General features: G+C 59.6%; 11 protein-coding genes. 2 read left to right on the top strand and 9 right to left on the bottom strand.

The window, feature by feature from the left end; all coding sequences use genetic code 11:
* The first annotated feature begins 26 nt into the window (after positions 1–26).
* A complete protein-coding gene (locus tag LNV08_RS01470; RefSeq protein WP_263531881.1) occupies positions 27–437 on the top strand; it encodes an addiction module protein in 411 nt (136 codons plus the stop codon).
* 133 nt (positions 438–570) lie between these two features.
* On the opposite strand, the gene cas7c is transcribed toward LNV08_RS01470, so the two are convergent.
* The 6 genes from cas7c to LNV08_RS01440 all read right to left on the bottom strand — a co-directional run bounded on the left by cas7c (position 571) and on the right by LNV08_RS01440 (position 12,354).
* Complete coding sequence (cas7c, locus tag LNV08_RS01465; protein WP_263531880.1) at positions 571–1,497, bottom strand: type I-C CRISPR-associated protein Cas7/Csd2; 927 nt, start codon at positions 1,495–1,497, stop codon at positions 571–573.
* A gap of 1 nt (position 1,498) precedes the next feature.
* Entirely contained in the window at positions 1,499–3,268 is a 1,770-nt protein-coding gene (gene cas8c, locus LNV08_RS01460; protein ID WP_263531879.1) for a type I-C CRISPR-associated protein Cas8c/Csd1, read from the bottom strand.
* Positions 3,265–3,918 carry a type I-C CRISPR-associated protein Cas5c gene (gene cas5c, locus LNV08_RS01455; protein ID WP_263531878.1) on the bottom strand — a complete coding sequence of 218 codons (654 nt, stop codon included), beginning with the start codon at positions 3,916–3,918 and terminating at the stop codon, positions 3,265–3,267. Before cas5c ends, cas8c begins: the two co-directional genes overlap by 4 nt.
* Positions 3,919–3,951: 33 nt before the next feature.
* Entirely contained in the window at positions 3,952–6,306 is a 2,355-nt protein-coding gene (gene cas3 / locus LNV08_RS01450) for a CRISPR-associated helicase Cas3' (RefSeq protein WP_263531877.1), read from the bottom strand.
* 23 nt (positions 6,307–6,329) lie between these two features.
* Complete coding sequence (locus tag LNV08_RS01445) at positions 6,330–7,226, bottom strand: helix-turn-helix transcriptional regulator (RefSeq protein ID WP_263531876.1); 897 nt, start codon at positions 7,224–7,226, stop codon at positions 6,330–6,332.
* A 334-nt stretch (positions 7,227–7,560) separates the two neighbouring features.
* Complete coding sequence (locus LNV08_RS01440; protein ID WP_263531875.1) at positions 7,561–12,354, bottom strand: DUF3320 domain-containing protein; 4,794 nt, start codon at positions 12,352–12,354, stop codon at positions 7,561–7,563.
* A gap of 572 nt (positions 12,355–12,926) precedes the next feature.
* On the opposite strand from LNV08_RS01440, the gene LNV08_RS01435 reads away from it, so the two are divergent.
* Positions 12,927–13,352: a hypothetical protein gene (locus LNV08_RS01435; protein ID WP_263531874.1), complete on the top strand. Its 426-nt coding sequence runs from the start codon at positions 12,927–12,929 to the stop codon at positions 13,350–13,352.
* Between the two features lie 774 nt (positions 13,353–14,126).
* On the opposite strand, the gene LNV08_RS01430 is transcribed toward LNV08_RS01435, so the two are convergent.
* The 3 genes from LNV08_RS01430 to LNV08_RS01420 all read right to left on the bottom strand — a co-directional run bounded on the left by LNV08_RS01430 (position 14,127) and on the right by LNV08_RS01420 (position 17,234).
* Positions 14,127–14,579 (bottom strand): hypothetical protein, encoded by a 453-nt coding sequence (locus LNV08_RS01430; protein ID WP_263531873.1) that lies wholly within the window; start codon positions 14,577–14,579, stop codon positions 14,127–14,129.
* Between the two features lie 642 nt (positions 14,580–15,221).
* Positions 15,222–15,929: a GIY-YIG nuclease family protein gene (locus LNV08_RS01425; RefSeq protein ID WP_263531872.1), complete on the bottom strand. Its 708-nt coding sequence runs from the start codon at positions 15,927–15,929 to the stop codon at positions 15,222–15,224.
* Between the two features lie 474 nt (positions 15,930–16,403).
* Positions 16,404–17,234, bottom strand: a complete 831-nt coding sequence (locus LNV08_RS01420) for a caspase family protein (RefSeq protein ID WP_263531871.1) — start codon at positions 17,232–17,234, stop codon at positions 16,404–16,406.
* Positions 17,235–17,623: the final 389 nt, after the last annotated feature.

Raw genomic sequence — 17,623 nt, 5'->3', positions numbered from 1 at the left:
TCAGGCATTGCAGCCAGGAGCTCAGCATGTCCGCTACCGTTGACCAGCCATCAGCCACCGCACTCAAAAGCATCGAAGCTGCGGCCTTGCTGCTCAAGCCCGATGAGCAGTCCGAGCTGGCTGAACGCCTTTGGGCCAGCGTGGAAGGCGTTGATTTGTCAGACCCCGCCTGGGAGGCCAAGATCAAACGCCGCATGCAAGAAGTTGACAGCGGCGCTGTGCAGTGCCGACCCAGGGGACGAAGGCATCAGCGAGCTGCGGGCAAAACACCAAGCCTGATGGCCGCAACCTTGCTCACGCTGATCGCCCACCCGGCGGCCTGTCGAAACTTAAAAGAAACCTTGTCCTGGTATCGCGAGTGCTTCGGATCAAGGATTTCAGATGGTTTTTTATCAGCTATTCGCCCGAACGGCGGTCTAGCCAAAGACCGACCCTAAAATTGGCTTCGCCGACGCAGCAGACGCAAGCAAACTGCCGCTTCTTCGGCTTCCCTATTCCCTCATTTACCGCATTGCCGCTGAAGACCAGCCCAAATTGCGCTGGTCTTGCAATATCAGCGCCGCCTTCGGGTCAAGCGCGTCGCATAAGAGTCACCCCAGGCGCGGCTTGCAACGACTCCCCAACAGCCAAGGCCTTGCCGTCGAACGCCACCGCGTAGTCTTGGAACTGCCGCACGGCTTCATTGGCGCCCACGCGTGCGACCGTCAGCCGATCAAACAGGGCATGGGCGTGTGCGTTGCCCAACTCGCTGTCGTGCTTAAAGACGTAGAGCCCACGCGTAGACATTTCGCCACGCGCGGCGGAGCGGTCGTGCTCGAACATCTGCTCCAGCGCACTGAATAGCAGCTCCAGGTCCTCGCCAGAAAATCCGGTTTGTTTGGCCAGAAAGGCCGACACAAAGCCGTGCGAGCGATACAGGCCGTAGGGCACGGTGTGCTTGCGACCCATGGTGCGGTTGTCGCCGTCCTGCTTCTCGGCTTCTGCCTCGGTCGCCACGGCCATACGGGTGATCGAATGTTCCGAGGCCACGATGGCATCGGCCGAGCGGGCGAAGGTCAGTTGCACGGGGCCGCGCACCTGGCCGCAGTTGACGCCGGTGGACATGACGGCGCCGAAAGTGCGGACATCAAAGAAGTTCTGGCAAATCCAGGCGCGTGCCTTGTCCACACTGTCAGCACTGCCCTTGCGCTTCTTCTTGCCCTTGGCGTCCGGGTCATCGGCCAACTCTTCTTCAGCCCCGATGGCCAGGTAAGCAGCCCGGTGGGTTCGTTCCAACACCGCCTTTTCCTTGATGTAAATGTCATAGGGCGGCATTGCGCCCTTGACCAGCTGGACGAAGTTGCGCAGCTTGCGCTTGATCGCCACATCGGTCACCAGCCCATGGCCGGTTTCGGCGTCCAAGCGCGGCATATTGCCGGCATCGGGGTCGCCATTGGGGTTGCCGTCTTTCACATCGAATAACAGCACAAAGTCATAACGTCCGGTCACTGCAGTCATATCAAACCTCCTTGTTGTCTTGCTGGTCGTCGGGGCGCTTGGCATAAAAAGCCTGGCGCTGGTGGTAATAGCCGAGGGCGAACTGGCCTTGCTCGGCCAGCGCCAACTGGCGCGGAAAACCCTGCAGCGGTTGCAGAATTTCGCCAATCAACCTCTCGAAATGGATCAGCTGCCCCTGCGTCAACTTCTTTAAATGCGCGTTCTTCAAGCGCAGCAGAGTGGTGAACACCGCCACCGGCGTCGTTGACGCGGCGCCGTAGAAGCGGTCTCGAATGGTGGCATTGATGCCCGGTTGGGCTTGTTCTTGAATGCGCTCTAGCGTCGCAAATAAGCGGCCCAGTCGGTAGGCCGGTTCTTCTTGGCTCATGTCCAGTTCCTCCTTGAAATGTTGATGGTCCGAGGCTTGTTGGCCGCGCGCATGGCGGTTCAACCAAGCCTTCAATACGCAGGCGCGTAGATAGCTGACGTCTCGCTCGGCTTTGCAGCGCATAACCGCTGTGTTAAGCAGCACCGCAGGCAGAACACTGCCTTCCAGGATGGAGCGCATCCATTCGCCGGCCAAGCGCGGCGGCACGTTGTCCAACTTGCCCTGCAGCGCGAGGCTGGAAAGCAGCCGAAACAAGGACGGATGTTCGAGGTCGCTGTCGAAGCGACGCACCGTACGCAAATCGTCAAAGTGCTGCTGAATGCGCGGGGCTAACTCGGCAAAACTGATGCCGGGCAGCCAGAAGCGCACGCTGATGCGCGCAGCATTCGGCGCTAGCCCCAGTACATAGAAGCGCGTACTAGCTTCGGCCGCCGGCAATTGGCCGCTGCGCAGCGCTTGATACAGTGCCTTCACTGCGTCGCGGCCGCGATCAGGTTGGTCCGGTTTGGGTTCGCCGAAAAAATCCGCCAGCGTGAACTCTGAGTCGAAGCGCGTTTCTGCATCGGCCCAAAAAACCGTCGAGCTGTCGCCCACTTGCACGCGGTTGCGCGAGTCGCGTTCCAGCAACGCGTTCAAGGCCGTGGTGTATGCGAAGGCGGCACGCGCGCTCACCGGGGCATTGCCGCCCTGGGCCTTGCCGTAGGAGTTGAACGCGTCTAGATTGAACGAGACGATATTGGCCCCCGAGCTTTGTGCGCCCCAGACGCCCTTGATGGCCGTGTGCAGGCGCTCAATCGGCAAGACCTGACCCTCGATCAAACACATCGCCTGCATGGCGTCAGCGCTCGCTCCGCCACCGCTGCTGCCATTCAGCACGGCGCTGACGACGGCCGCCCTCTGGCAAACTAGGTTGCCGCCATCGCCTTGAAGCTCGAAGCTGACCACGGGGTTGCTGAGCACCAACTCATCCCATAGTGGCGTGCCCTGCTGTGCATCCAGCTGTGGCTCTGTCAGAAAAGCCAGCACCGCCTGCAAACCCGCATCGTCCGGCGCTCGCTCGGCTAGGTCGAGAATGCGCTGTTTGAAAGCTTGTTGCTGATCCTTCAAGCGCTCCGGCTTCGCCTTGGTGCTGGCGCCGAGCACGTACTCGGCGGTGTCCCACAAGAGATTAGCCGCCACGCCCGAGGTTTTCTTGACGGCTTGCGGCACCAGAAAGGTCTGGCCGCGCAGCTTTTTGCCGTCCAGCATGCGGGTGTCGCGGATCTGCACAACGCTGCCGTCTGTTCGGAGTTCGACCACGAACGGAATTTCCTTGTCCTCCAGCCCTGGCGAGGGCAGGCGCTTTGCGGGGTCGGCATCGAGGCTGCGGCGCTCATAGAGCTGGGCCAGGGCTTGCAGAATCATTGCGCTACCTCGGCGTGGTCAAAGCTCGGTACTTCAATCACGCCACTGTTCATCTGCGCGCGGAAGAAACGCGGCTGAGGGCTGCTGGCCTGAGCGAAGTCCAGGTCATGCAGCATCCAGCCCAGGTCGCGACTCTCATGAATGGCAGGCGCCAGCTCAGCCGCATCGCTGGCCAAACGCACATCGGCGGCAAATTCCCGGCACCCCAGATAGGGCTGATTCACCCATTGGCCCTTGGCGGCGCGGCGCTCGAACATCTCGTGATATTTCTGCGGCTTTTCCGCATTGCACAGTTCGAGATCAGCATGGACCCGGTAAGCCACGTCACGCAGAAACAGCCCGGCACGTTGCTGACGCTCGTCCTCGACATAGAGCGCCAAATCACCCTCACCTACCGTCATCGCCTGCTGTACGTTGCGGGTGGAAATGACAGCTCCAACCTCGTTGCGTCGTAGATTGATCCAGCGGATGGGCTTCAGTACCTCGATACGCCTTACATGCCAGCGTATTGCCGGCTTCCACAAAATCGCCTCGAACAGCGCACGCGCCGCCGATGGCGTGATGATGTCGTAGCTGACCCGCTCGACCTTCATCTCGGGGCGCGTGAAGCAGGCGAATTCGCCTGACACAGACAAACAGTAGCGTTTCATGTAGTTTTCTCCTTCTCCCATAACTTCACAAGCCTACTGCACCAAACTGGCCGCGTCCAAAGGGCTATCCCTTGGCAGCAGCCCGAACAGCGGGTGATAAATCGTCTGGTCAATCAACAGGTACAAGCCCGGAAGCAAGGGCTGCACATCGCCTTGTCGCTCCAGCTTCTCCAGCTCGCGCTTTCTGATCGTCACCGTGTAGCGCTGTGTAGCGCGCATCAACCAGCGGTCAGTCTCACCTCGGCGCAACTTTTCGATAAGCGGCTCTAGCTGCTCATGCTTGGCGTCAACCAAGTGATAAGGAACCAGCAGGCTGACTTGGTCTTCGTCATCTATCAGTCGGAATTTCTTGGCAGCGCTGCGGAAGTTGAATTGCAGGCGGCCGTCTGGGTCGGCCAGTTCGGTCAGCACATCGCGCGCGTCGAAACTGGGTTGACGTGTATAAAAGAGCTTGAAGTACCCATCGAAAGCAGCGGGTGCCAGTGCGTCGGTCAAGCCTTGGTCATGCAGGCTACGGGTGGTCTCGGCGGCGCTGCGCAGCTGCGCCAACAACTTCGGGATGGTCCGCACAAACACATGCACATCGCCCTGCACCTGCCAGCCCTCGCGATTGCAGCGGCCTGCCGCCTGGGCAATTGAGTCGAGCCCAGCCAGGGCGCGGAACACAACGGGGAAGTCCACATCGACGCCGGCCTCAATCAACTGCGTGCTGACCACATAGAAGGGTTCCGTTGCCTCACGGTCGCGCTGCGCATTCAAACGTTGCCGAACTTCTTGAATCGTCGCCTGTCTATGTGCCCCGCACATCGCGGCAGATAAGTGCAGCGTGCCGGGTGGTAGCGCGCGGGTCAGCTCGGCCGCGTCGCGGCGAGTGTTGACGATCACCAAAGCACTTGGGTGATCCAGCAAGCGAGGCAGCAGGTCGGGCCACTCGGTCTGAGCGTTGAGGTCGGTGGGCCAATGCACCGCCGTGCGTCGCAACTGCGCGAACAATGCCGCCTCGTCGTCAATGATGGGCGTCGGCACCGGCAGGCCGCGCAGTTTCTTCTTGGGATCGAAGGCAGCCAATTCAGTCAGGGCCGGCTGGGTGGCGGTACAAAGTAGCAAAGTGATGCCGTAATGCGTGAGCAACACATTTAGCGCGTCCAGCACCGGCTGCAAGAACTCGGGCGGCAGCATCTGCGCCTCGTCCAGGATGATGACGCTGTCGGCCAGCCGGTGTAGCTTGCGGCAACGCGAGGGCCGATCGGCGAACAAAGATTCCAGCAGCTGCACATTGGTGGTGACAACCAGCGGCGAATCCCAGTTTTCACAGGCCAGCCGGCTGCGCGCGGTTTCTTGCGCCGGGTCGGCATCGGCCTGGCTGTGATGCTCAACCAGGTTCTCAGGCCCGAAGATCGCACCGAACACCGAGGCCGTCTGTTCGATGATGCTGGTGTAGGGAATGGCGTAGACGATGCGACGCAAGTTGTGTTCGCAGGCATGTTCCAGCGCGAAGGCCAGCGACGAAAGCGTTTTTCCACCCCCGGTAGGTACGGTCAACGAGAACACGCCAGGCGGCAAGGTGGCCTTGGCCCGACATTGCGCCAGCACGGCGGCCCGAGCACACATGACGGCGGAGTAGCCTCGCCCGCTCAGTTCGACTTGCTCGGCCATATTCGTCAGATGGGCGTTCAGCAGGCTGCGGTATTGCTGCAGGCTTGGAAAGCCGGCACGGTGTCCGGTAGCCTTGGACTTGAAATGGGCCTCAGTGTCCAGAAAATCGGCGTCCACCAGGGCCGAGAACAGCATGCGCATCCAGATCGAGCGGGCCAAGGGTTGGCTGCGATCTCGCAGGCTGCTGGCGCTCAAGCCTGCATTGCGCAGCTCGTCCGCAGCTGGTGCGGCGCACAGCGCTGGCATAGCGGTCAGCGCGACCTGCATTGCCTCTTTGTACTCGGCTTGCGCCTCTGCCGACTTCAATCGAGGTGCCAGTCCCGGGCCCAGCTCGCCGGCATTCCAGTCGGCCAAACCGCCGTGGTGACCGGCGATCAGATACTCGAGCGCCCGAGCCAACCATTCACCCTGCTGCGGTCCCAAGGTCTGGCTGAACATCGCCCGCGCATGCAGCGCACCGGCAGCGGAGTGGGTTTTGTCAGCCCCGGCGACCCGGCCTTCAATATGAGCGTTGGAGTCGCCGCGAACATAGCGCTGAAAGCCGGGCCTGGCCTTGCCCAAGTCATGCCAGCGTCCCGCCAACTCGGCCCAAAGCGAGCCGCCAAAAGGAGCTGCAAACTCGCCCGCCATGTGCCCGACCTCGTGGAGGTGGTCGGCAAGGCCGTGCCATTCACGCAATTCGTTCTGGCTGTGCGCGTGCAGGGCGGCATCGGACGGTTCAGCTTTGGACATATTGGCCCGGAGGTGTTTGACTGCTACTGGGCTTCATGATGGCAAGTCGCAGGCTCACCAGATGACCCTGCCGCCATTTTTTCCAACGCAGCGCGAACTTTTTTCTCCACTTCTTTTGCCAAGCTCGCTGGCCCCAGCACCTCCACTTCCGGCAGATGACGCAGGATGTCCATCACCAACTCGCGCGGATCGGCGTAAGGCAGTTCCAATACATAGCGCCCGTCCGCCTCAAAGCGGCCACGCTGCGTGGGGTGCCAGGATTCGGCGGCGACCCAGCGCGCGCGCTCAGCGGTGAAGCGCAGCGTGGCCCATTGCACCTCGCGACCTGAGAAAATGCCATAACCGGCACCCAACACTGAATCTAACTCGCCGCCGGGGACTTCGATAGCGGGGCGGTCCAGCACCCGTATGCTTTGGATCGCGTCCAGCGCAAAGCTTCTCAAACCCTCGCGCCAATGACACCAACCGTCCAGGTACCAGTTGCTACGGTAGTGGATCAGACGCTGCGGCGAGACTTCACGCACATGGTCTTGGGCGCCATCTCGTCCCCGCCCTTGGTATTGAATGGATAGGCGCTGGCGACGCAGCAGCGCGCTGCCGACGGCCTGGAAATTCGGCACATGCAAACGCCTCGCGCCTACGGTTTGAACCCGAATGCGCAACGCCAACTCGGCGCTTGCTTTTGCACCCGCGCCTGCACCCAGCAGTTGGTTCAGGCGCCCCATCAGCGGGGCGATGTGCGGTCCCAGTAGACCGCCGGCGTCGAGATTGGACAACAAATGCTGCATGGTTAGAAGCGCATGAATCTCCTCTGCGCTCAGCCAAAGGCCCGGCAACTCGTATTGGGTGCCAACCGCCTGTTGCGCCTTGTCAAGCCGCCAGCCTTTTTGATCGTGATCGAAGACAATCGGCGCGTTCATGCGATTCCGCAAGAACGCCAGATCACGCTTTAGCGCTGAAGATGACACCTCTAACTCAGCAAGCAAAAACTGCCGAGTAAGGCAGCGACCTGAATCGAGCCAGTGATTCAGCTTGTAAAGCCGTTCTGCCTGTGCCATTGCCCTCCCCTGGTAATTGTGTTTGAGACAATAGTAACGTCAAAAATTATCGGTACATATCGCGTGATCGAGCGGCATCGAAGCTCGACCCTTGGCCATCACTGGAAACTTTCTGGCTCAGCTTGATGTACGCATGCCAAGCTGCCTCTGCTTCCTGGTGGTAATTGGGCAGAAACACAGAGGCCACCGGTCAGCACTAACCAAAGCTCGCACTAGTCGCCAACGTCACCACGGTCCCCACTCGCTCCAGCACTCCAGCCATGACCAGCGCCTCCATCCGTTCCTCCACAGCCGCGCCTATCTTCTGTGTCGCACGGCCAAAGCCCAGCAACCTGATCGCTTCCGCCACCGCATCATCCAAGCTCAGCGAGTAGCCCAGCCGCACACTTTCCTGAAGTGCCGCGTCAATCTCCTCCGGGGCCACCCATTCGATCTTCTTGTCGGTGGCGCTGAACAGTGACCGATCCCTTGGAACGATCTGTCCATCGCCGGGGACATAGACAAAGTCGCCACGCCAATGGACCTTGCCGCCTCGCACACAATGGTCTAGCGCCTCTTGCACCCTGGCCGTGATGCGATTCCCAGCGCGCACGACGCCGAATGCCTCCATCAAACGCTTGGTCAGGTCACTGAAGTGGATCGGAGCCTCGACGCTGGCCACCCGCACCACCATACGGCCCAAGTCGCCAACGGGCGCCAAGTGCAACTCCACGCCACCGACCGGAGCAAGGGCAGCCTTGACATAAGGCTGTGTGAAGTTCACCTCGACCTCACTGGCCGCCTCGCCCCGTTCAATTACATGCTCAACCGGCGCCGCATCCTTGACCACCGCCAGAACAACGCGGCCCTCGCTTGCCTTGGCCGCATCGATAGCGGCCACCACGCGCTTGAGTTCCTGCTGCCGATTGCGAAACCAATCAGTGCTCCAAATGCGATGGAAGTTCCAGCCCAAGCCTTCAAGTACACCCTGGCGTAGGCGATCCCGGTCGCGCGCTGAACGCGAGCTGTGATATGCCGCCCCGTCACACTCAATCGCCAGCAAGTAACGCCCAGGCTTCGCGGGGTCGCGCACCGCCATGTCGATAAAGTAGCCCGCCGTGCCCACCTGCGGTTCGATGTCGTGCCCCAGTTCACGCAGGGCCAGAATCACCTCGGTCTCGAACGGCGAGTCAGCCGCCTTGCCCGTCTCGTGGCTCACCTCCAGCTGGCCCGTTTCCGCGTACTTCAAGAAATTCTTCAAGGCCCTCACACCATGCTTGGCCGTGGCATCCAGCGCCATGTCTTCCGCCTTGAAGTTGCAGAACACCCGCATGATCATCTTGGCCCGCGAGATCAGCACGTTCAGACGGCGATGCCCACCCTCCTTGTTCAGTGGGCCGAACTCACGCGCGATCTTGCCCGTCTCGTTGCGGCCATAGCCAATGCTGATGAAGATGGCGTCACGCTCGTCACCCTGGATGTTCTCCAGGTTCTTTACAAAGAAGGGCTCGCTGGCGTGCTGGCTGAAGAAGGCCTCGGCCTGCGGCGTGCGCCGGCGCAAAAGCTCCACCTCGACATCGATCAAATCGCGCTGCGCTGCACTGAACGCCGCCACCCCGAGCGACAACTGTGGCCGCTCAATCGCATGCGCCATCACCGCCTGTGCCACCGCCTTGGCCTCGCCTTTGTTGGTTCGGGTGCGTCCCCGGTCGTACAGCGCCTCGGGCAAGTGCTCAAAACCAATGCCGGTCACCATCGGGTCGGTACCTGCGGTCGGAAAGATGACCAGCTTGCTGTCGTAAAACTCGGCGTTGGAAACGGCGATCAAGGACTCATGGCGGCTGCGGTAATGCCAGCGCAAGTAACGCTCCGCACAACCGGCCGCCTTGAACATGCTCAGGATGCTCTCGATGTCGCCGGTGGTGTTGTCCTCGTCATCCACCTCCACATCGCGGCCAAAGAAGTCAGTCGGCGGCATCTGGCGCGTATCACCCACCACCACCACTTGCCGGCCGCGCAAGATCGCGCCAAACGCATCCACGGCCTTGACCTGCGAGGCCTCGTCAAAGATCACCACGTCGAACTCAAGAATCCCCGGCGGCAAGAAGTTGGCAATCGACATCGGGCTCATCATGAACACCGGCTTGATCTGTTGAATCGCCCGGCCCGACTTGAGAATCAGCTGCCGGATCGGCAGATGCCGCTTCTTCTTGTTGAACTCGGCCCGCAGCACACCCATCTCGCCCGGCTGATTCAAGTTCGGCTTGGCGGCCCAGACCTTGGCCGCCAATTTCGTCTGCGCATGCCGCAACGAGGCTTGGTCCAGCTCGCGGAAGCGTGCAATCCGGTGTTCATGTTGAATCCGGTCGAAATGTTGCAGCGTCGGGTTCTCCGCGTAGACACTTTGCAGCAAGCCCGAGTACCAGCTCAGCTCCAGCAATCCACCAAGTTGCTCGGGCCGCTCGCAAACCGCCGCATGCGACACAAACTGCGCCATCTTTTCTTTGCGCAGTTGCTCTGCCAAGGCGTTGAAACGCCCCATATGCCGCAGTGAGCCCAAGCCAACTTGCCATTGTTCCAGCTGTTCGGCCAGCCGCTCCAAGGGAGTGGTCAGCAGATCCTGCCCGCCCGACTGCTGCGAGACGCCCAAGATGTCTGAAACCTGGGTCAGCCCGGCCTTGGTGTCGGCCATCAGGTTCTCGATCACCTGCGCCACATCGCCCAGGCCACTCGCATCCGCATGCCCAGACAAGAAGTCAACGATACCGGCCGGGATCTCGCCCTTGCCCATATCGTCATGCAGACTCACCACCCAGCTCATCAGCCGGTCCAGCACCACCCAATCGGACTGCCGGCCCTGCCACTGCGCGCCAAACAAGGCCTGACCTAACGTCTCCTGCTGCAGGAACACTTTTTCATGCTGCTGGTAGGACATCACGCCGTCTACCATCTTCAGCATCTCGCTGGCCGCTTTAGGCAGCTCAGCCCGAGCCAGTGACTGCAGCCGCCCTTTGGCCTGTTTGAACGCGCTGGACATAAAACGCCACCACTTGCTGCCATGGCTGAGCAGCACCTGCCGCACCGGCAGCAAGTCCTGGGCCCAAGCCACATCCACCAGCACCGCGTCAAATTGCTGCCGCAGCCCGCTCATCGCCTGGCCCGCATCAATCAGGGCCCGCAAGGCATCTCGCCGGAGCTGCCAGTCCTGGGTCGATAGCTGAACCCCCTGCAACCGCGGCGCCTGTGCGGCCCGTCTCGCTGCACGGCAGACCACATCAATGTCCTGCACGGTAACTGGCTGGCTCAGCATCAACCGCTGCGACAGTTCATCGGCCCGGCTTTTTAGCATCTCCACATATTGCAGCGATTGCTGCAACACATCAGCGGCCGCACTTTCATCCACCGGCGTAAAGAAGGTCTTGGTCGAGCCCCAGAATGGGCTTTGATCCGGCCGCCCCATCTCCTTCAGATGCACTTGCAGTTCACGCATGCGCTCCTTGCGGCGCAAAAACAGCGACTCGCTCCATGCCGCCATCGGCTTGAAATCCAGCGGAGCCAGCGACGGCCACTCGCGCTTGCAGCGCATATAGCGACCCAGCACCTCCAAGAACTGCAAACCGCTGCTGCCCACCTCGCTGCTCACCACGGCGCAGTAGCGATTCAATTCCTCCTGCACCTCGGTCAGATTGGCGATGTCCTGTTCGCCCTGGTCGTTGAGCGGTCGGCCATGGTCGAGCGAGCGCTGCAACTCATCCAGCACCGATTTTTTAGTCGCCCGTTGGCTGTGCAGTTCCAGCACTGCATCGCCCAAATGGCTCTCATCCAGCCGCCGTTTAACCACCTCCAGCGCCGCCATCTTCTCGGCCACAAACAAGACAGTCTTGTTTTGGCTGATCAGCTCGGCGATCAAGTTAGTGATGGTTTGCGACTTGCCCGTTCCCGGCGGCCCCTGGATCACTAGATTAGAGCCCGCGCGCACCTCCAGAATTGCTTGCGTCTGGCTGCTGTCGGCATCCTTTACAAAATGCACTTCGCCGGGCGAGCACACGCTGTCCACATGCACGTCATCGGTATACGCCGGCGCGTCGGACCCAAATCCACCCCGCAGCAGACGCCCGATCACCGCATGATTGGCCGGCGACTTCTCGGCCGGCCAGCTCTGCGGGTCCAGATCCTTGAACATTAGAAACTTGCCGAAGGAGAAGAAGCCCAGCACCAACTCGTTCGCCTGCACCTTCCAGCGTTTTTGCAGTCGAACGGCTTCGCCAACGGCCTTGAAGTAGCGAATTAGCTCCTCTGTAGCCTGTTCAGCCTCCATATCGAAGGCAGGCAAGCGGATGTCGAAATCGGCCTTCAGTTTGGCCTCCAACGACAGGTTGATCACCAACTCGTCCCCGGTGTACTCCAGCTTGAAGGGTTCCTGGGCGCTGACCCGCACCAGCTTCACCGGCACCATCACTAGAGGCGCCCGGCGTGCTTCCTGCGAGCTGTCGCTCTCATACCAGTGCAGGAAACCCAGCGCCAGGTAAAGCACGTTGACGCCCTGCTCCTCCACATAACTCTGCGCCTCGGCGCGCATCTTGAGCAACTGCAAAAACAGCCGCTCTTCATCCAACGCCGTCAGCAGCCGCACCTTGGCAGCCTTACCGCGACCCTTGGCCGTGGGCTCTTCGCCGGCAGTGACAGCTACGCCGGCTAAGGCGCGGGCCTGGCTCAGCTCGCTCAGCAATTCCAAATCCGAGGAATCCAGCTCATCTTCACCGTCCTCTTCTGTTGCTGCTTCTTGGTCCTTGACCTTCGTTGAGGCCGTGCGCTTGGGCTTAGCCTCAGACGCAAAGAACGATAGCGCCTTCTCCTCCCCATACACCGCCTCGAACACCTCACCGGCATCCGCCTGTATCAAAGCTAGGTTTTTGGCTGTCTTCCTGAAGCTGACCAGGTTGTTGCGCAGGCCAATGTCCAACAGCTCCTTGCGGCTGGCGTGCAGTTTGGAAGCGATGTCTTTGTTCATCTGGATGATCGTGGTGAGCAAAAGGAAAGTTGGGCTAAAGCCTTGGGCATGGCCGAGAGCGTTCTCTTGATGTCATGGCGCATGGTCTTTGTCGCGGTTCTTCTTGAAAGTCGTTTGGCCTCACCCCACGCCGGGATAGAGCTCCGCACAGCGGAGGGCAGTCACTTGCCCTGCTGGGCGTGAATTTGCCTGCTTGAAAAGAACCGCCAGCCTTGCCTGTGCATCAAGCACCAACCCAAGCGCTGGGCGGCTCAATGCAGACAACGTGCGATCCATTCCGATCTGGAGCAGCCTGTGATTTTCACTTTTTGGCCGCCCTCCCCTGAGTGCCCATCATATCCAGCAGACAGACCGCGATGAAAGCGCTTCTCACGCAGCTGTGGCGGGCACTGGCAATGTGTGCCGCGCGGATGCCCTGAACGGCTACGCGCAGATAAGCGTCCTGGCGCGAGTTCGCATCGAGCCACGAATATAACTGGACAGCCAATCGATACTAAAAAACAATACCAAAGCCAATCACTTCATCGGCACAAGTAATTCAAACACAAACCAGGAATATAAACTCAAAAATCATGGAAACACAAATCGAAGCAGTCACACAAAACCTCAGAGATGATCACAAAACGCCAGCAATCAACATAATATTGTTTTATGTTTTATTATTCATCGCTGCAGTTTTTTCGTTGATTTTCTCGATCCCGGAGTATTCCCGCTATCAGGCCCGCGCCACCGCGGCCAATCAGGTCAAGCTCAATGAAATCAAAATCCGCCAACAGGAGCAACTGATCAAGGTGGAAACCCAGAAGGCGGAGATACGGGTCGAAGAAGCCAAGGGCATTGCGCACGCCCAGCAAATCATCAACGCCACCCTGACCGACCGCTACCTTCAGCACGAGGCCATCAAGGCACAAGAGAAGATGGCCAGCAGCCCGAACCACACCCAGATCTACATCCCGGTCGGCAACAACGGCATACCGGTGGTCAAGACGGTGGATTGAGCGCGGGTCCACCGGGGCGTCCAAATTTCGCGGCAGCGCCACGCAGAGGCTACCTTCCGTAAGTTCGAGGCGGAGAGCTTACGTCCAGGCCATCAGTTAATTCGGCACGCTCACCCACGCTCTTGGATTGAAGGACCAACGCCCCGCCAGACCGGCAATTCCGTGCGGTGGTCGTCTTCCAGCCGGGCGATGTACTCGGTCGCCAGGTTGCGAACCGTCTTATCGTCGCAGTCAACGCTCCCCCCGGGGCAGTCGAACGAAGGTGTCCCGCAGGCACAGAGACTGAATGTAGGTGGCGCACCGAGCGGTCATCTGTCGCCCAACTTGAACACCCCAGAACCACACCCACCCAAGAAAGGCCCCAATGCACCCCAGAAGCGATTTAATTTCACTAGACATACGTAGGGTACACCTTGTCATTAAAACGGCTTAAATCGCCAACGGAACTCTTTTGGGCCCGACCGATGCGAGAAACAGCGTTGGCTGAAACGTAGGCTCCAACACCCCGTCCGAGTTCAGCCTACGCCCACATGCGCAGAGCACATGGACCCGATCTTGATTCTCATGCGCAGCCGGGTGCTTCTTTTGTTAGTGATCACTAACACAGCATTGATCAATGATCTAAATGTTTGTGTTTATGAATTTAAGAGGGTTTATATATAAGGGGAAAACCACTTTTCGCTAATTTGGTCACTTTTCTCTTTAAAATNACTTAGCTAACCCCGGGGCGACTAAGAAAAGCAACCAAAAAAAGACCCTAAAAACACAATCTTTTTATGGTTCAACAATGAACTCTTCTGGCTGGAAATCCTCATCTTCAAGAGAAGGAACCCCGGGCGTTAGAAAGCCTTGACCAGGAGGTGTTAAACCAGAAAACGCTAAATCTGCCTCTTCAAGAAAGGGAACCCCGGGCGTGAGAAGGCTTTTCTCCGGGCTTGGGCTTTTCTCCTGGCTTGGGGTCAGTCTTGGGTCCAGGGCTTGCTTTCCCAGTTCTGTCAGTTCCAGGCAAACCCGCTGCCTTCCCCTTCGGGTTGCCAGGTTGGGCAGCTTTTGAATCAAGCCCCGGCGGGTGAGCGCCCGGAGGGAGAAGTGGGCCGCCGCCTTCGTCGGCGCCCAGCTAAGCAGGCCCAGCAGCTCGTCAAAGTCGATCGCCCCGGAGCCGGCGGGCGAGCCCGCCAGCAGGTACTTCATCAGCTCGATCTGGTAAACGGTGAGCTTGCCCTTCATGCAGCCCCCTCGCCCACGGGCTCAGACGGGGCTACAGCAGCGCCGGGCGACCAGCGCAGGGGTTCGGTAGGGTCTTGCTCGTCAAACGCAAGCAAGGGCATTCGGTCGGGCATCGCTTTGCAGCGCATGCCGTCGAACTTGGCACCCCGCAGGCCCATCTGCTTGCGGTAGCTGGCCTCAGTTGCCGCCACCCTCACACGGGCACGAAACCCCCAATATATCGATAGACGCCCCGGTCAATTGGCTGACGAGCGCTGAGCAACAAGGCTTTGAGCGGCCGCCAACTCCATTGCCTCGATTCGCGCGTTACTCTGGGCCACGAATTCCAACGCGTTGTCGATAGCCAAACAAGCCCGGTCAGCAGATGCTTTGACCTCATCGGCCAAGACACCCAATCCGCGCCAGCTCGACCTCACTGCTGAAAATTTACGTCGTTCCATCTAAAACCTCCATTTGATCTATCTGGCATGCCTTCTGCTACTGCGTTCCGCCTCCACGCTGGCCTACGCACGGCAACTCGACATATCGGCGCCGCACGGGCTTTGAATCTCCATGCCGACGAAGGCTTCTTGCCAGCTATGCGTGTTGGCGGCGGCGTGCCACCCTGGCCGTTGGCGATCCGGTTGACCTACATCGCAAGCATCACCTCGGGTGTCGTCGCAGAGCCGCTTGGACCAACTGTTCGAAAGGTAGGCCGGTTGCCCGGTGTTCGGCGGCAACAAAGATCAGACGTGCGCCGTAGAGCTGATTGTTCAGCCGAAGCTCAGTCTTTTTGCTGAAGTACCGGAGAGTCGCTGCGAAGGTCTCATCCCTACGAGGCGAGTGATGCAGGTCTCTCAACAGGCTGACTGACATTGCTTGCCGTTCTAGGTAACGTGCGGCTTCAACCAATCTGGTGGGTGAGACACCGACCGGATCTTGTGAAACCGGGCGCGCGACACGATTGCTCGTTGGCCCAGAGCCCAATGTAGGTGCGCTTGTTGGGAGTGTGGCCAAGATGGATTTGACGACCGCCTCCACTTCGTGAGCGGCAATACCTTGCAGCCATTCGTTCAGCCTTCCGGTCACTCCGGGGATTCGGAAAGCCGCTAGTCGCTGCCCAACCAGCGCTTCAACAAGCGCGTGCTGCTCCGTAGTGCTGAAGAACCGAAAGCGAACGTTCTGTGCGCCGAAAGTCTTGTGATACTCCCGTTGCCTTCGAGCCAAGTTCGCAGCCTTTCCGTATTTGCAGTTCGCCCGCGTAACCTTGATGCAGCGCTCCGCGATCACCGGGCGATCAGCGTTTACCGAGATCGGCTCCTCGTTAAGCAGCTCGACGACGTAGACGCCTGGGACAGGGGGGAGTTGCATTTGCGATTCCTAACTAGGTGATCAGGCGACTCCGCTTTCATATATCGAGGCGACTCCGCCAATATTTGGTTTCGGCATCTCGACTGGCTGACGCAAACCTCGTACCAAACCGCCGATTTGAATAGTTTTTACCACGGGCATTGAATTGTCCAAACCTGCAAACCCCTGTAGTCATTTCTGACCATCGAGGCAACTTCAGAACTTCCACTCTAGGCACCAAGCGATCGGGCAAACCCGATTTGAACGCATAGCAAAAAGCCGCACCAGTTGCCCGATGCGGCTCGCCACTTGCTCGATCTGAACTACTTGATTTGCTATTCAACGCTGCCGCTGCCCCCTCCCTAACACTTCGAGGAATGCGCTCAGGTTGCCAGGTCAAAGTGCTACCCATCTTTGAATCACGCCGCTACCTCTGACAACGGCTTGCGTTCCGGGGACTGCAGCGCTCAGGGAGCTGGGCTTGAACTCGTGCTTTCAGGCCAACGTTGTATTTCGGTTGGTTGCATCGGCTTCGAGTTGCGGCGTTTGGTTGTAGTGGCCGGCAACCAAATCCGCCCGGACCTTGGTCAGCACGTCCTTGCGGGCCAGCAGGTTGCCTCCACTCATCATCTCCTTGCAGAAGAAATAGGTGAAGGCGCCATGCCAGCCGCCGGCGATATGTGCGTCTGCGCTGGTCTGGTCTGAGCGACAGGCAGCCCATAGAATATTGTGCGACAAAGCCTTGGCGCTGAGCGTGTGCCTGAGCCCGCGAGGGCGCCGCCCATCCAGTGCCAAAAAGCCAGCCAATGTCGGCGGTGGCAGATAGCGCGGCCGGCGGTCTGCGGCCAGGTCTAAGGCCTTCAGGCCGGTACCGCTGTGACAAGTGTCCAGATAGACCTCAAGCAGCACATTGGCCGGCAGCTGCACGAAGAGATCGTGCAACTCGTCGTCGGTGATGATGTGGGCGGGGTCCCAGTTGCCGCCCACGGCGATCAAATCATGGGGGCAAAAGGCCTCATCGGCTCGGTCAGGTTCGTCGCCGCTCAAGTCGGGTACCTGGGTGCCGTGACTGGACAGGCTGAAAACCAAATAGTTCAGCTTGCCCGCCTTGGCATCGGCCACCATGCCCTGCAGCTTGCTCATGATTGTTGCCTTGGTCGCCTGGGCGTCCGCCAAGACGGTGATGTCAGCAGCACTGAAGCCTAGCTTGGCGCTGAGTAGCGACTGCATGTCGTGCGCATCGTTGACGCAGCCCTGAAGCGTCGCGTTGGGCAAATTTTTGAAATGGTTGATGCCCACGCAAAGGGCTCGACGTTGTGAGGCCATGATTTGTTCCCTGCCTATCGTTTAGCGCGGTGAAACAGAATTGCCAGCTCCTACGTCACCGCGTCGAGGGTCCGGCGGCACGGCCGCCAGACGCGCCCGTGCAATGACTCCATGTTGGAGTCCCGGGCCGCACTCACCAATCCCATAGCCTAGGGGGCAATTCCCGCCACTCTAGGCAAGGTCGTTGCTCGGCTGCAGACTTGCGGCAGGACCGAGCAAACCCCGAGCAATTTGAGCTTTTGCGAAAAGTGAAAAAAGACACCTGATCAAGGGCCGGAAACCACACAAGTGCTTATAGGGCCAAGTTCCGCCATATTTCCCGAATGGCCTCTGTGCGGTTCAGTTGGCCAGGCTGCGAAGGTCGGCTCAAGCTTGGCGGCGAAGAAGAC

The sequence above is a fragment of the Paucibacter sp. TC2R-5 genome (assembly GCF_025717605.1).
GTDB classification, from domain to species: Bacteria; Pseudomonadota; Gammaproteobacteria; order Burkholderiales; family Burkholderiaceae_C; genus Paucibacter_A; species Paucibacter_A albus.
Note: the sequence above shows the minus strand (reverse complement) of the source record. Positions and strands in the feature narration are given on the sequence as shown.